Below are 17409 nucleotides of genomic sequence, written 5' to 3' on the forward strand. Positions count from 1 at the left end.
ACGAACACTATGCGTAAACAATCACGCAGCTCCCTCCTTCGTCGGAATGACAAGCAATCTTTTCTCATGGGTCACAACCTCCATTCGGTTCGGAAATAATTGCTTACCAAAACAACATTGAATTAGAAATTAGGAAATCTTTCTTTATTCAAATTTTGCATATGAAAAAAACGCTCCTCAATAAATATTCAATCATCTTCTTGTTAACGTTGCTGACATCAATTACGGGCTTGTGTGGAGTTCCCACACAGCAACAAAAATCAGCTAATGCTGTCATCGCTGCGTTAAAAAAATCAAGCCCAAAAGTTGTTTTGTCAGATGGCTCTGTTGCAGCTCCGGCAACGGTGATGGTTGGTCGGAAATGGAAAGGCAATTTATGTGCATTGTCAGTCAAAAATATTTCTACGAAGCCTCTTAGTCTCAGCGAAGTGATTGTGTTTGATATACAGCATGGTCTAAATGCCAATACACCCATTTATGGTGAAAGCTTCCAAAAGCTTGGACAAATAGGAGGTACGCTGGGTAAACCGGAAGACTGGGGCACTTATGCGGACAGAAGCCACTATAAAATTCCGGAACCTGATAACATGCGCACCGCTTACGGTATGCTTACAATGCAGGTTCAACAAAACGATCGTTTATTGTTGGCCACTACTTCCTGCAATAAATTCATTTCGCGTTTTTCTTTTGACGGTGCCCGTTTGCGCATTTCAATGGATTGCGAACATCTCACCTTGCAGCCCGGTGAAGAATGGAACCTTGAAGAGTTTATGGCCATTGCCGGTAACGACAGGGAGAAACTCTATGATCAGTTGACGGACGCTATCGCTGTGCATCATCCGAAACTGAACCATATTGAACCAATGGGATGGTGCTCCTGGCTGTGTTATGGCCCGGCGGTTACAGCCAAGGACGTTTCAGACAATGCGCAATGGATCGCCCAAAACCTGCCGCAATTAAAATACATACAGATCGATGATGGTTACCAGCCATGGATGGGCGATTGGCTGGATGCCGGGAAAGCCTTTGGTGGCGATGTATCGCAAGTATTGAATGACATCAAAAAGCAGGGTCTGGAACCTGCATTGTGGGTGGCACCATTTATCGCGAGCCCCCAATCGAAGATGTTTAAGGAACATCCGGACTGGATGGTAAAAGATTTATTGGGAAATCCTTTGCGCTCTGATAAAATTGGCTTTGGTGGCTGGCGACAGGCCCCTTGGTATGTGCTGGACGGTACTAACCCTGAAGTTCAGAATTATTTAACCCAACTATTTCGAACCCTTAAAGAGAAATGGGGTTGTACTTATTTTAAACTGGATGCAAATTACTGGGGAGCCATGCATGGTGGCGTACACTATGATAAAAAAGCTACAAGGATAGAGGCCTATCGTCGCGGAATGGAAGCCATTCGTAAAGGTGCCGGTGATGCTTTCCTGTTAGGTTGCAATCATCCCATATGGGGCTCATTGGGATTGATCCACGGGTCACGCAGTTCAATGGATGTAGATCATAACTGGGCTTCTTTTAAAAGCACAGGAAGGGAGAATTTGCTAAGAGGGTGGCAAAATGGACGTTTGTGGTGGAATGACCCCGACTGCATTGTTTTATCTCAAAAAGGCGCGGCAGACGTTGTGTACGACGCAGGCGGTAAGCCGACAGTTAACCAATCCGGTATTTCTGAAAATGAATTTCTGTTTCATGCAACAGTTCTTTATGCAACTGGCGGCATGTTGCTAAGCGGCGATGATTTGACCCACATAACTCCAGAACATTTAGCAATATTGAAGAAAATGATTCCTCCAACAGGGGTCGCTGCTCGTTTTGAGAATGAAAATTTTGAAACGGGTGTTTCCCAATCAAAAAGCAGCCTTGTTTACAGCGCATTTAACTGGAGCGACGCGACTGTCGAACGTATAATAAAACTCCCGGCCGGAACCTGGAAACTTACAAACAAATGGACAGGTGCAGATCTCGGCGCTTTCAAGAACGAATACAGGAAGTCGCTACAAGCGCATTCTGCCTTACTAATTGAAGCTACCAAACTGTGACAATTTGAAAATTTGAAGATTTGAAAATTTGAAAATGCGTTCTGTGTGTCTTGCTGATTGAGGACATTCTTCTCGCTAGTTAACCAGTTTTGATATCGTGGTGAAAAATGCGTCTAATGCATTTTCAAATTTTCAAATCCTCAAATTTTCAAATTTTCCCCGTTTTCTACGTTTTCGAATTTTTTACCTCCCTTTCTTTGAAACTTTCAAATTTTATGCGAAATACTGTATTAAACACAGGGTTTTGGGTGAAAACAAATGTTATAACAATAAAATGTTAATATTTATTTTAAAAACTTTTTGCAACTTCTTGCATTTTTTTAAAAAGATAGCCTATATTAGTTAAAATTTTCCCAAAGGGCTAACTAACCTTGCTTGTATGACTGCAAAAATCTTTCAATACCGTAGAAAAATTCTGCGTCAGCTATATTTCGAGAATATACTGTCCTGCTCAGACATAAGCGAGAGGATAGAAAAAAGTATTCCGTTAACAACCAAGGTATTAAGTGAGCTTGTAAGCGAAGGTGCCGTTTTGGAAACAGGACATGCGCCATCAACGGGTGGTCGCAGGCCGTTAATGTATTCCATCAAACCGGATATTATTTACATAGTATCGGTGGCAATGGATCAGTTTGTTAGTCGCATAGCTATTCTTGATATGCATAACAACTTTGTAACTCCTGAGGTAAAATTTGAATTGCCATTAGCGAACACTCACAATGCGCTCGAGCAGCTGGCACACAGAATCAACATGCTCGTAGCAGAATCCGGCATCGACAAGAAGAGCATTATTGGCGTTGGAATTGGAATGCCAGGTCTTATTGACATAGAAAGAGATATTAACTATTCATTCTTCGAAACAAAACAAAAAGGCGTAACCGAATTCCTTGGAGAAATAGTGGGAATGCCTGTCTTCATTGATAACGACAGTAGTTTGATCGCCCTTGCTGAATTGCGTTTTGGTATTGCGAGAAATAAGAAAAATGCAATGGTCATCAATATAGGCTGGGGTATTGGCTTGGGGCTTATTTTGAATGGCCGCCTTTTCAGAGGAAACAACGGCTTTGCGGGTGAATTCAGCCACATACCATTGTTTTCAAACGGAAAGATCTGTAGTTGTGGCAAAATGGGCTGCCTGGAAACAGAAGCCTCATTGGCCATGGTTGCAGAAAAAGCGCAGACAGGACTAAACAAAGGAAAGGTTTCGATATTAAAATCCATTCCGGAAGACTACGAACAAGCAACAGAAACAATTATAAATGCTGCGACAAGAGGTGATCAATTTTCAATAGAACTGCTTTCCGAATCCGGATATAGCATAGGGCGCGCAGCAGCAATTCTCATACATGTTTTAAATCCAGAAGTAATCATTTTAAGTGGCAGAGGAGCATCTGCAGGAAGGGTATGGCAGGCGCCTATACAACAGGCGATCAATGAACACTGCATTCCAAGACTGGCAGAAAAAACCTCGATCGAAATATCGTCCCTGAGCCATCATGCAGAACTGATAGGTGCTGCAGCATTGGTAATGGAACATTTTGAGAAAGTACCGTTTTAAAATAATTAATAATTAATAATTAGTAATTAATAGGGTTGCAGTCATTAAAAATGCTTTGAAACAAAAGAGAAGTGATTAAAGACTTAGCGAGACGATTTATTAATTTTTAATTATTAATTATTAATTCGAAAGAAACAGGATTCACATAATTAGCAAACTATCATTCGTAATACTATACCAAAATCTGTTCTTTCAATTTAAAAACTAAAAAACGATGAAGTCAACCAAAACATGTCTTTTGCTCTTTATGCTCTTTTGCATAGGAAGCATGTTTGCCTACGGGCAGGGAAAAGTGACGGTTTCAGGTACCGTTAAGGACTCAAAAGGAAACGTCCTTGATGGCGCAACCGTAAGCGAAAAAGGCACTACCAACAGAGTGCCAACCAACGCAACTGGTAACTTTACTATCAGTGTAAAACAAGGTGCACACCTGGTGATCACTTATGTTGGATTTACAAGCCAGGAAGTACCGGCTACTCCTAATGTGCAGGTAGCACTTGTTGCAAGCACACAGGATGAAGTGGTTGTTACTGCCCTTGGTATTAAAAGACAAACTAAAGCTTTAGGTTATGCAGTGTCAAAAGTTGATGCTGACAGGATCATGGCCAGCGGTGCACCTGCGAATGCTTTGCAGGCACTCTATGGCGCTGCTCCCGGCGTAACGGTTGCAGCTACCGCAGCTGGTCCTTCCGGCGGTATGAAGATCAACATTCGTAATGCTGTGTCTTTTGACCAAAATTCATCAACACGCCCGCTTATCGTTGTTGATGGAGTGCCTATTCATGACCAGAATACACAAATGGGTTTCGCTGCTACAGATCGCGACAATGGTACAGGTATCAACGATATCAACCCTGATGACATCGCCTCTTTCGAAATTTTGAAAGGCGCTAAAGCATCAGTATTGTATGGTTACGCAGGTGCCAATGGTGTAGTATTAATCACCACCAAAAGCGGCGCAAAAGGTAAAGGATTGGGCGTTGCTGCTTCATTTACTACTACGTGGGACCGCGTTGCCTTCCTTCCTAAATTGCAGGATGAGTATGGAACTGGTTCCAGCCCAAGCAATTCAAGAAATGATGCACAGGGTTACTACATTGATCCGGCTACCGGCAAAAGAACCCTTGCTACTACATTGAATGGTTTTGGCGCTGCTGCATTTGGACCAAAATTCGACCCAAGCGTAAGTCTTGTATGGTGGGATGGTGTATCAAGACCATGGCAGGCTCAAACAAAAAACATCTACAACGATCTTTATCAAACTGGTCATCAAAACACAACAAATGTGGCGGTATCCGGTGCTAACGAACAGGGAATGGTTCGTTTTTCATACACCAATACAAGCATGCCGGGCACAAGACCTGGTTCTGACTATGACAAGAACACTTTTAGTCTGAACACTTCATACAAGGTAAACAATTTCGTTACCTTAAAATATACAGGCAATTTTTATGCTTCCAAAAACGTGAATGCTGCCAACCTGAGCACAATGAATGGTGAAGGACAGCAGGCAGAGATTGGTGCATACAGCGCTGATATCAACGTAGGCTTACTTCAGTCTCACATGGTAACGCCTGATGGATATAACTACTTTGCAAGCCCAGCAAATAGAACTTTGATCTCTAATGGTAGAAAAGCAGTGGTAGGGTTCCTATGGGATCAAACGCAAAACAATTCGACTTTTACAAGAACGCACAATATTCAGTCTTTAACAGCTGACATCAGACTGTCTAAGATTTTTAGTGCAACTGTTACAGGAGGTCTGGATTACAGCACCGAAAGAAACGTGTACAAAGGCAAATTACTGGATCCGTCATTAACCGGACCTAATAGTGGCCAGATGTACAGTGATGTAACTAATATTTACAGAAACACCTATGGCCAGGGCATGCTTAACTTCAATGTGCCATTAAATACAGATTGGAATTTGTCAGGTTTCGTAGGTGGAATAGTTCAGAAAAATACGCTGGAAGGAAAAGGTGCATCTGTGAATGGTTACGGAGGCGGTGCAATGGTAATTCCAAACTTCTTCTCATTTACCAACTTGCCTTTAGGTGTACAACCTACTTATCAGTTCACCAATCGTGAAGACCTTTTGTATGCATTGGTAGGATCCGCACAGGCTTCCTGGAGAAACCAACTATTCCTGGAAGTGCAAGGACGTAATGACTTTACATCCATTTTGAAATCGCCAAACAATAGTTATTTCTACCCAGGGGTAAGTGCTTCATGGGTATTGAGCGAAACTTTCAAAATGCCTGAAATATTTGACTATGCAAAAGTTAGAACTTCATGGGCAGATGTGGGTCGTCCCGGTCCTCCCTATTTCGGTAACGTGAACTATACTGTATCTCAAGTTGGCGGTGGTTATGTATTTACTCCTCCATCTGATTTGCCTCCAATGGACTCTTTGGGTAATCCAAATTTGAAACCAGAGCGTAAACGTGAATACGAAGTAGGTTTTGAAACTTACCTGTTGAAAAATAGAAGAATTGGGGTAGACTTCTCTTATTACACATCACATATCTACGACCAGATCATGGCGGTGGCAGCGCCTCCGGGCATGGGTGTTAAAAATATCCGTATGAATGCTGGAGATGTTAAGAACACTGGATGGGAACTGGCTATCAAAACAAAACCAATTTTGACAAAAGATTTCGAGTGGGATGTGAACCTGATGGTTGCACACGGTAAAACTACTGTTGAAAAACTGGACGGTCAATTGCAATCGCTGACATTGTGGAATGCTTTCGGTGCAGTGAATGCGGTTGCGAATGTAGGTCAGGAGTATGGTCAACTGTATCTGACTAAATCAAACTACACTTACGACAAAGCAGGTGATCCAAACAATGGAAAAAAAGTAGTAAATGCAGCTGGTTCAGCTTATGACTATAAGAGCACTGCAAAGTTGATCGGTAAGACAATTCCTGATGTTACCGGTGGTTTCTTCACTTCTTTTGCCTATAAAAATTTACGCCTTATTGCAAACCTCGACTACCAGTTTGGCGCTACTTTCTTGTCAGGCTCAGAAACTTACATGATGGCTGCAGGTACATTGAACGAAACATTGAAATACAGAGATGCAGAACACGGTGGAGTTGCGTATTATGTTGATGCAAATTCTAATAAAGTTGCAGGCAACAACCCTAATGGTGGAGCAACTTTCCACGATGGTGTGATTTTGGATGGTGTTACTGCTGATGGTAAAACAAACACAAAAGTGGTTACTGCTGAGAATTATTATTATGACTCTTATTTCTCCAATGGCTTCTTCCCAGAAGACAGGATATTTAAGAGCGATTACGTAGCATTGCGTAACTTAGCATTTGATTATACAGTTAGTCCAAAAATTGCTCAAAAAATAAAAATGAACAGTCTGATCATTTCTGTTTTTGCAAACAATGTGGCGTACATCTACAAAGCGGCACCAAACTCAACACCAGAATCAACTAACGGAACAGGCTGGGGTGTAGGTTCTTATGGAACAACTGCATTGCCTTCACAACGTTCAATTGGTTTTTCTATCAAAACTAAATTCTAAAAAGACTAAGATGAAATACGTAAAAATAAAATCAGCGGTCGTACTTACGTTGTTATTGTCTTCAGTAGCATGTAAGAAGAACCTGGATGAATTATATCAAAACCCGGATGGCTACTCGAATGCAATGGCCCAGCAATCTGGCGTAAGCATTATTGCAGGCTTCTTCACTTCTCAGTTAAGCCAGGGATTCTTTCTAACTGGTGATTATGGTGCAGTTTACCACCAGCTAAGAAGCGGAAACAGAACCATTGCAAGCTCTATCCAGGCTTATAACGTGATGGCAGAGGGAAGCAACAAAGCGCTCGCTGACGTTGAGCACGACTGGGGTACAGGTGGCTTTAACGAAACCGTTTTTAACATGGTTAGTACGCAATGGATGACGCCAATACTTTGGGCGCAGCGTGAGTACAACAATTCCCCCAAAAGAAGCAAACTGGATAGCTTGTATATTAACCTGTTGCATGTGCTGAAAGGATATGCGTACCAAAGAGCAACTGATATGTATGACAAAGTTCCATACATCGAAACAGGCTCTGCAGGTGGTCTTGATCACGTTAAGGCAAAATACATTGGCCAGTCAGACATCTATCCAAAAATTATCAGTGATTATAAAGATGCAGAAGCGGCATTGGTAAACCTTACTCTTTCTTCTACTGAGCAGGCATCATTTACTCAGCAGGATATCCTCTTTGGCGGAAGCATTTTGCAATGGCGCAAGTATATCAATTCGTTAAGATTGCGCGCTGCCATGAATGTAAGTGAAGCAATGCCTCAACTTACAACTCAGGTGCTTACAGAGTTGCAGGGCAAACCGTTGCTGTCTGACGTTAACGATGTGGCTGGTATATCCGACGTTACGCTTATTGCACTCAATCGTATTTGCAACGAATTAGGTATTACCCGCTCTTATAGAGAGAGAGTAGACGAGTGTCGTGCCGGAAAAAAATTCCTGCAGGATGTAATGTACTGTACACCTACAGAGGTAACCAAAAACGTAAATGGAAAGGATTATACTTATTTTAGTGGCGAAAACTCTGCAGCAGGTTTAGCGGCAGGTACTGTTGACCCGCGCGTTTCTTACATATTTGCTCCCGATTGGAGTGGCAGATATATTGGCATGGACACTAAATGGGACGGTAACACAGATCCAAATAGTTATTTGAACAAAATGTTGCGTGGCAATTATATCAACGATGCTATCATGACTGATGTTTCGAAAACAACTTACTATTATGGTGTAAATAATAGCCAGTCAATCGCGTTGGCCGGAGCGGCGAAAACAGATCTTGCAAAACGTGACTCATTCCTGTTGGCCAACCTGCGCAGCAGACTGGCAAACTACGACGATAACCAAGGCAACGTAGGTACAGAAAATCCGTTGGTAGCAGAATTAAACATTCGCCCGGAATTCAACTTCGCTGCGAAATATCCAACCATTAGCTCAGTTGAAACAGAACTTTCTCTGGCAGAAGCAGCGGTGAGAAACCTTGGTACAGTAAGTGGTTCTGCGCGTGATCACTACAAGAATGCGATCATCTTGTCTTGTAAACATTGGTACAACCTGAACATCAACAATAATTATTCGAAATCAACTTTGCCAGCGTTGCCAACAACAATGGATGATTCAAGAATCAACGCAAGACCTGCAGTGGAGTATAACGCAGATGCTTATGCGGAGTTTGCGGCTCAGAAATTTGATGCTATGTCAAGCCAGCAAAAAGTACAGGCGATTTTTAATCAGCTTCAGTTGCACTACGGTTTGTTCAATTTCGAAGTGCCGTTTACTGCAGCACGCAGATTGATTAAATATGTGGGTACCAACCCGGCGGCGATGTACGAAACATTCAAATGGAAAGAAAGAATGACTTATCCATCAAGCGTTCAGGCATCTGACCCTGATGGTTGGGCTCAGATCAGTGGTAATAACAACCCGGATCTTCCGGTATGGTTAACAGGCCGTACAACGAAATGGAAGAACGCATTAGAGTAATTATGATGGTTTTTAATACTCATAAAAAAAAGATCCGGTCTTTCGACCGGATCTTTTTTTTATGAGTATTAAGTTGTTCGGGTGGGAAATGCTTTAATCGTTTTATTTGTTTTACGTAAGATAAATTGTTTGTACTCTCGCAACTCATCACTCACAACTTGCTTAGTTCCTTCTCCTTTAAAAAAGTTGAAAGTTCCAAACAAAGAGATTCTCCTTTATCCTGGTTGTACCAACGCTGCAATGCGTCTAAAATATCGGCTTTCGGTGCATTGGAGGATTTTAAATCATTGGCCAGTTTCTGTGCCGCAACCGCCCTTGGCCCCCAAACGAAAATATCGTCGCCGGCACTATCCCTGACTATTAATTTGGGAATGGCTTTAGCGCCATTGGTAAGGTACTGATCTATTAAAAATGGTGCTGTATCGCGAAGCTGGATTTCGTATGTCAGCAACTCATTCTGTTCCGTCATTTTTACAAGGAACGGCACAATGTGAGCGGCATCACCGCACCATGGTTCCGAAATTATTATCCAGTGTTGCGGCTGAGATATCTGCGTCAGCTGTGTAACCAATTTTTTATCCAACACCATTTGTGCATCCCATCGCTTCATTCGGGATCTGTTTAACCTGACGTAGTTCAGGTATGTTTCGTCATCATAAGGAGCGGTTGGATTTGGACTATCTAGAATATTATCAAATAGTTGCTTATAGGTACTGTAATTCATGTTAATTGCTTTTTCTAATGTTTTCAAAGTTGGATGCTGCAATGTAACGATCGGGAAACTTACAGATTATGATTGTGGTCATTTTCAAAATGTTAAATGCTTAATGCTAAGTGCTTAGCGTGCAACCCTGCGCTTGGCGTTTAGCATTGAGCGTTTTGCTTTGTTACAACATGAATTGTTAATTAGGCTTATTCCATCATTGCGAGACCGGCTGGGGATGATTGTCAAAATTTCAAAAGTAAAATCAAATAGCGGAGGGCGGTCGAAGCAATCTTTGTGGCTCCGTGAGTGAGATTGCTTCGGCCGCACACTGTAATTCGATCTTTTGTTTGTGATGCAGTTAATCTTTCTCCGCAGACCTCGCAATGACGGTGCGGCTTTCACTCTGCCATTCAGTTACTCAATTATTCAGTTATTCGGTTATTCCGTCATTGCGAGACCCGCTGGGGATGATTGTCAAAATTTCAAAAGTAAAATCAAATAGCGGTGTGCAGTCGAAGCAATCTCTGTGACTCCGTGAGTGAGATTGCTTCGGCCGCACACTGTAATTCGGTCTTTCGTCTGTAACGCAGTTATTCCTTCTCCGCAGGCCTCGCAATGACGGTGCGGCATTCACGCAGCCATTCAATTATTCAGTTATTCGGTTATCCCGTCATTGCGAGACCCGCTGGGGATGATTGTCAAAATTTCAAAAGTAAAATCAAATAGCGGTGTGCAGTCGAAGCAATCTTTGTGGCTCCGTGAGTGAGATTGCTTCGGCCGCACACTGTAATTCGATCTTTTATCCATAACGCAGTTGTTCTTTCTCCGCAGGCCTCGCAATGACGGTGCGGCATTCACGCAGCCATTCAATTATTCAGTTATTCGGTTATTCCGTCATTGCGAGACCGACTGGGGATGATTGTCAAAATTTCAAAAGTAAAATCAAATAGCGGTGTGCAGTCGAAGCAATCTCTGTGGCTCCGTGAGTGAGATTGCTTCGGCCGCATACTGTAATTCGATCTTTTGTTTGTGATGCAGTTAATCTTTCTCCGCAGACCTCGCAATGACGGTGCGGCTTTCACTCTGCCATTCAGTTACTCAATTATTCAGTTATTCGGTTATTCCGTCATTGCGAGACCGGCTGGGGATGATTGTCAAAATTTCAAAAGTAAAATCAAATAGCGGAGGGCGGTCGAAGCAATCTTTGTGGCTCCGTGAGTGAGATTGCTTCGGCCGCATACTGTAATTCGATCTTTTGTTTGTGATGCAGTTAATCTTTCTCCGCAGGCCTCGCAATGACGGTGCGGCTTTCACTCTGCCATTCAGTTACTCAATTATTCAGTTATTCGGTTATTCAGTTTATTCAGTTATTGCTTTCACCACAGCTGCCAATTAAACTCCGCCAGTTCCTGCCTGTTATCGGTGTTTTGATTGCCACCAGATTTTGCGCTTACACACTGGTTTACTTTTGTGCTTAGTTCGTTAATGCTCATGCTTAGGTTTTGCTGCAGCAGGGCAATAATGCAGGAGGTGAACCAACCATTTGTGGTGCCTCCACCTTCTCCGGCAGATTCATTGCTTTGAGCTGCGGAAAGTACATAGGCGCCGTTGTTTCTGCGGATGTCCACAAACGCTTCCTTCATCAGTTTAAAAATGTCGGTGGAGGAACTATGGGAAGGATCATTGTTTTCTACCACATCAAGAATTTCAATACTGCCGGCTTTGTTCTTGTCATTTGTATCACTTCCTTTTTTCGTACCGGGTATATTGTTGATGCTGGTATTCGCGCTGCCGTCTGACTCACCGCTGTGGCAGGCATCGAGCAGCATCAATTTTTTCCTGGCAGGGATACTATCGAGCAATTCTTCCAGTTGCGCATACGAGATGCCATTTATCGAAGGATTGTTTACGTCGGTATTGCCCGTAACAAAATAGAAGTCATCCGGATGTTGCGGATCAACCATGCCATGTCCACTGAAACTTACGATCACTTTATCATCTACTGAAGTGCCCATTAGCTTTTGCTTAAGCGCAAGGATGTTTTCTTTTGTTGCAGTTTCGTTCATCAAAGTATCAATCACCATATTGCTGCTGAACTTTTGTTTAAGTGCAGTGCTTAGATCCCGTATGTCTTTCACACAGTAACTAAGATCTACAAAAGAAGAATGTGCGCTGTAATTGTTGATGCCGATGCCTATAAAATAAGTATTTGCTGCTGCCGGTTTTTCAGGAGCGTACGTTACATACACCGCTTCTTTTCTGCTTGCAGCCGTATTTTCATTCATACAGTTGATTTCAATCTTGTTCATGCCTTCACTTAGTAAAACTGTTTGTGTAATGTCCGTGCTGTGCACTGGATTGACAAGCTGTTTCCCATTAATGCCGTTTATCGGCACATCATTTATAAAAATGTTGTAGCTCTTTATATTGTAAAGACTATCGGAAATAGTGAACGCAAGTGACAGTTGTTGTACTGCAGTAAAAGGCTGAATGTTTCCCGAATTGACCATAACCGATGGTACATGCAGCGCGCTGCCGCTGATATCTTTTTCTGTAAAACCATTCTTCTTTATCCTGCCTTGCCACGCCTTGTAGTACTCATCCATTAAACGCTTGTCATTGCTGCCAACCGCTTGCAGCACTTTATCCGGGCGATTAAACTGCAGATCAAACTGACTGAAATTGTACAGCTTGCCGTTAAGTTTAAAGTTCAGGAATTTCGCATCTGTGCGCGAAGAAATAAAATAATAACCTTCCGGTAAAATGATGGCATAGTCATGATCTTTGAAAAACACCATGGTGAAAACTTCGCGACCATTCATTAGGTTCCATTTGGTAAGTGTGCCTCCTTCGCACCATGTGTATAGATATTTGCTATCAGGTGTGTATACGGCTCCGTTTATTACTCCGGCAGTGTTCATCTTCAGGTTGTAGATTGGCGCACCATTCTGTGCATTTATTATCCTTGCAAAATGTGCCCCTACAGATAGCAGCGGATCAGATAAAAGACAAGCAACCTTTTTATTTGGACTGGTGATGTATTCGTCTGTGATGGGGCCAAGTTTTTCGCCGTTAAAGGAGAGCGGGGTTTTGAAAATGATATTACCTTTCAAATCCTGGCAATAAGTGTAAGCAGGATCAAAGCGGCTGTCACCATCTTCGAACGTACCGATCAGGTATTTTCCATCGTCGCTGATAGTCGGCGTTGGGAAAAAAAGATATTCCGGCTTCGTTGAAATTGGTGCCACAACGCTTTTGGGAGCAGCTTTGCTTATCGCATAGGGTACATCATATTTCGTAATGTAACTTCTCAACTCATTGTTGTATGAAATGTTGTTGCCATCGGCAAACAGCAACGTTGTATCCGTGCCTTTGTTGCTTTTCAACATGCCGAACATCAATATTACTGATGGAGGCCCCATGTTCCTGCGTGGATTCACCATGTCGGAGTACGTTGTTTTCACTGTAAAAGATTGCAGCCCGGGATAGTTGAGTTTAACGAACCTTTTGTTTTCGCCGGGTTTTTCCTGCGTATTACAATTGTTGCCTATCAATAGCTTTGTATCGGAATGGACATTGTATGGAATTTCTTTTATAATAGAAGGCGTGTCGTTGTTAATGATCATCAGCGTGCCATTTGACTGAAAGGGTTCTCCCAGATCAAGAATGCTGTATTTGTCCTTAAACAAATATTGGGTGTTCTGGATTGTTGAAGAGGACGATGGTATAAAAGATAATTTGTCTATAGAATTTACATTCTGCATGCCATACATGGTCTTTGTAATGTACCAGACTTTTGGAGAAAAGTTGCTGACATGCATAAGCGTAACCGGGTCTATTACATTGCTACTATTGGCAATTTCCTTTGCAATGGAATCCGTAAAATCCCAAAGGCTTAGATTGCCGTCTACGTGACCGGTAACTAGAAATTTATCGTTCGGACTGAACGTCATTGCCGACACAGGATTTTTGGTGTCGCAGTGACTGATTACTTTATGCGCGTTGTTAAAAATGCTGATGCGGCAAAGTGTATCATGGTTAAGCAACATCATTTGAGCCGCCGCATAGTAAAGCTGTCCGTTACTACTTGTGGTGATCACTGCGTTGTCGAACTTATCTTCCGGTAGTGATGTCTGCATTGTGTCCTTCAACAAGAAGCGCACAATTTTTGCGGCCGGCGGATCAATATCTGTTACGTTAGGTTGGGGAACCAGATACGTCATCAACATTGCAGAATCGCTTTTATTAAAACTGCCGCGTTCCAAAGCTACCGGTAACCTGCAAACCATTTTAAGTTGCGAAACATCCCACAACTCTGTAAAGGCATCACGATGCTCAACTGGTGTTTTAATGTTGTTATGATATTCAGGATTGTAATGAAAAACATATTTGCGCCCGGGGCTCATCAACCACTGACCGCCCTTATAAGCTTTGCTTGTGTCGTTGTATGCGGCTACTTCCTTATCTGTCAGAAAATTGAGGATCGTATATTTTGTTACATATAAAGGCGCTGCTTTATTCAGTACTGTAAATACTGTGATCAACAAAGTGCTGTCTGACACAAATGCGATGAATGTTTCGGCTTCTGTTGTGGTGTCTTCGTATCCGGTTAGTTGTTTGAACAACCTGGAAGTTCCGGCATCGTAAATGTTGATGGGTGCGTCCTGCACTGACCTCAGTTCGCCGTCAGCATTGTACTTTGTTATTTTAAGGGGATGAGAAGCGGCCCATTTGCCGTTAGGGCTGAGAGTGGCGGTTTCTTTGCCTTTCAGTCCCGTGTTTAATGACTTGCCGGTTTCAACGTCCCAAAGATAGAAAGCCTCATTGTTGTACTCTGTCCATGTGTCGCCAAGTTCCAGCACCGGGCCGGGAACAGCAATGACCTTTTTGCTATCATTGGTAAATGATGCATTGGTGTAAACCACGCCATTGCCGCCAAGTTCAGTATTCAGTTTCTGACTAAATGCATCCCATATTTTTATGATGCCGTCATCGCTCGTGGTTACCATTTGCCTGCCATCCGGGCTGAACCTTGCAGAGTTTACTTTTCTCAAATGTCCCTTTTGTAAAACAAGCGAAGGAGGTTGTGCACCTGCAGTGATGAGGCATAACATCAAAATCAGTAGTGAAAAAGTTTTGGTGCACATCATGTGTTTCTATCGTTTTTTATCGTCTGTAATTATATCAACACGTTTCAACATCCAGTGATCAAATGATTTGATATCGCCGCGCTGTCCGGCGCCTTCTTCATTTAACAACGCTTCTAACGGATTGTCGCTGAACTCAGGTTCATCACCCTTTACAACACCCCGTCTTGTGAAGACGTCACGATTCGATACCGGCTCTCGCAATGCAATGAACACATAATGATAGGTTCCCGCAGTTGTATGCCTCACTGTGGCAAGGTGATAAAAACTAGTATCATTCAAAATGCTGTTAGGGTAAGTGAGAATGCTCGTTCGCGGTTGTGGATACAGCAGATAGGTATTACCTTTCGGATCGATTGACATTACGTAAATAAATAGCGGAGTGATTTTATCAGTAGCCAATGCAGAGCCCGCATCTTTCTCAATGCCAATGTCTAGCTTGTCCTCCGTAGTTGATTTTCCCGAAATCTGATCGTCCGCCTTTTGCTTGCTGCCCAGGTTTTTTATGGAAAGGTGATATGGAAACGTCATTGTTTTATCGGGAGGAGGAGACGTCATAGATAACCAGTTTGCTAAAACAGACAATCGTCTGAGCCTGTCTGTTATACTATCAATTTGATAGCTATTGCCGCTTGTGAAAAAATCTGTTACAGCGCTAAGTCCATTTCCTTTGTTGGCGTCTTTACTGAGAATTGTTTTTTCCCAGCCATAAGCGATGCTGTTAGCGTTGTTGGTAAAATGTCCCGCAAGCATGTAGTCTGCAGCCGCAGGTGTGCTCACCACTCTGATGTTCCTGTTTTTCTCCACAGCCAGTTTTGCTTGCAGCTGATCAACTAGTGCTTGTGGAGGCGGCAATTGAAGATAAGCACTGCGTGATTTTGCTGCGGTGATAAGGTTGTTGACCGTTGTTGCATCAGGATCGCTAAACACGAAAGTTTCCATAACGCCGTTTCTGTTTAGCTTCCAGCCGTTGTTATAAAAGAGTACAGCATCCGGAAAGTTTTGAATGGAAGGGTTCATCCATGCATATCCCTTGTTGCTTTGATACAAGGCTTTTGCTTTGTTAACGACACTGTTATATTCATCCTGGCTCAACCCAGTGCCGAGAAATATTTTTAGAGGAGGATCAGGGTTGGGCAGTTTTTTCAGGATGGTAAAATTCAAAGTTGTCAGATCATTCGTTTTCCATTTATTGCTTTGATTCATCAACATGACCTCCGTTTCTGTAAAGCCAACATTCGTTACTTTAATGCTGTCTTTGGTTTTGGTATCAATAAGAATATCGTCGTTTAAAATGTCATCTGTAAAACCTGCAGTTATTATGGGTAATTGTTTGGCGGAGCAATTGGCGCATTTAAGTGAATAAGAAGCCTTTTTTACTTGCGCAGATGCTGTGCCCACAAGGTTTTGTTTGCGTCGCTTGTCGGCCTCTATGTTCGGTGTCTGCTGCTTATTCAGCAGTCGCAGTTTGGAAACAGTTCTGTCAAGCAACACATCGATCGGCGCCTGGCTCCATTCTGTGACCGATCGGCAAAAGCTAATCGTAAATGCGCCGTAATATGTTTTGGGAGATATCTGCGCTTCGCTTGCAATTTCATTATCCTGGCAGGAACCAATGGTGAGTGCCCCCGACTGACCAAGCAAGCGTGTGGTGGCTGTTGTTGCGCTTACAAATTTTGCCGGCTCCAGTGAAGGCTTTACTTCTCTTGCAGAGTCTGCCTCAAAGGCAGTGCTGCCTCTTGTGTTGGTCGCGCTATGGCAGCAATCTGTAATCACCGTAAGTACAACACCTTTGTCCGTAAAACCAGAAAATATCTTATTCAACTCTGCACTGTTAAGATCGGGAACGCCCGGTTTTACAATGTCTGCGGACAAAATGGTGTTGCGGTATCCTTTGCCTGTTCTCAGTTGATTGTCGTTTGCTGATTCATACTCATAACTGCCATGTCCCGAGTAGAAGAACACGAAGTAATCGCCCTTCTTGCATTTTGCGAGTATCTCATTAAACTTTTGCAGAATCGCTGCCCGTGATGCTTCCTGATCGCGCAGTATGGTAATGTTCTGCGGCAGGAAGCCATAATATTTGATAAACAATTTTGAAATTGTATCCACATCATTCAGGCATCCGTTGAGGTTTTTAATTTCACGATCCCTGCAGATCTGGCATGTAGCAAGGGTTACATTGGCCAGGTAATTATTAATGCCCACACAAAGCATGTACTGTGTGCCTTTAGCAGCTCTCAGCGATTGCGTTTGGGAAAACGCACAGCTACACATAAACAGATAACTGAGCGATAAGAACCAGTATGGCAGAAACCTTTTTCTCATAGTGGATGGGGTATTGTATTATGTCTTGCCAAAAAAGAAGATCTCTGAGGTGGTTTGTTGCAATAGGAGATAGAAGATGTGATGAATG

The 17409-nt window shown here is 42.7% G+C and carries 7 protein-coding genes; 4 read left to right on the plus strand and 3 right to left on the minus strand.

Features of this window, described 5'->3' with window-relative positions; all coding sequences use genetic code 11:
• Positions 1-161 precede the first annotated feature (161 nt).
• From KTO63_RS24905 to KTO63_RS24920, 4 genes are all read left to right on the plus strand, one after another.
• On the plus strand, positions 162-2051 hold the full coding sequence (locus KTO63_RS24905) for a glycoside hydrolase family 36 protein (protein ID WP_217794793.1): 1890 nt from the start codon (positions 162-164) through the stop codon (positions 2049-2051).
• 379 nt (positions 2052-2430) lie between these two features.
• Positions 2431-3609 (plus strand): ROK family protein, encoded by a 1179-nt coding sequence (locus KTO63_RS24910; RefSeq protein WP_217794795.1) that lies wholly within the window; start codon positions 2431-2433, stop codon positions 3607-3609.
• Between the two features lie 214 nt (positions 3610-3823).
• Positions 3824-7150, plus strand: coding sequence for a SusC/RagA family TonB-linked outer membrane protein (locus KTO63_RS24915; RefSeq protein WP_217794797.1), 3327 nt, complete (start codon positions 3824-3826; stop codon positions 7148-7150).
• 10 nt (positions 7151-7160) lie between these two features.
• On the plus strand, positions 7161-9140 hold the full coding sequence (locus tag KTO63_RS24920) for a SusD/RagB family nutrient-binding outer membrane lipoprotein (protein WP_217794799.1): 1980 nt from the start codon (positions 7161-7163) through the stop codon (positions 9138-9140).
• A 151-nt stretch (positions 9141-9291) separates the two neighbouring features.
• On the opposite strand, the gene KTO63_RS24925 is transcribed toward KTO63_RS24920, so the two are convergent.
• The 3 genes from KTO63_RS24925 to KTO63_RS24935 form a co-directional block, all read right to left on the minus strand.
• Positions 9292-9864, minus strand: a complete 573-nt coding sequence (locus tag KTO63_RS24925) for a thioredoxin family protein (RefSeq protein WP_217794801.1) — start codon at positions 9862-9864, stop codon at positions 9292-9294.
• A 1358-nt stretch (positions 9865-11222) separates the two neighbouring features.
• A complete protein-coding gene (locus tag KTO63_RS24930; RefSeq protein ID WP_217794803.1) occupies positions 11223-14996 on the minus strand; it encodes a caspase family protein in 3774 nt (1257 codons plus the stop codon).
• Between the two features lie 6 nt (positions 14997-15002).
• The gene (locus KTO63_RS24935) at positions 15003-17321 is read right to left on the minus strand and encodes a caspase family protein (RefSeq protein WP_217794805.1); all 2319 of its coding nucleotides are present in this window, start codon (positions 17319-17321) and stop codon (positions 15003-15005) included.
• Between the last annotated feature and the right edge of the window lie 88 nt (positions 17322-17409).

The organism is Pinibacter aurantiacus (assembly GCF_019130065.1).
GTDB classification, from domain to species: domain Bacteria; phylum Bacteroidota; class Bacteroidia; order Chitinophagales; family Chitinophagaceae; genus Pinibacter; species Pinibacter aurantiacus.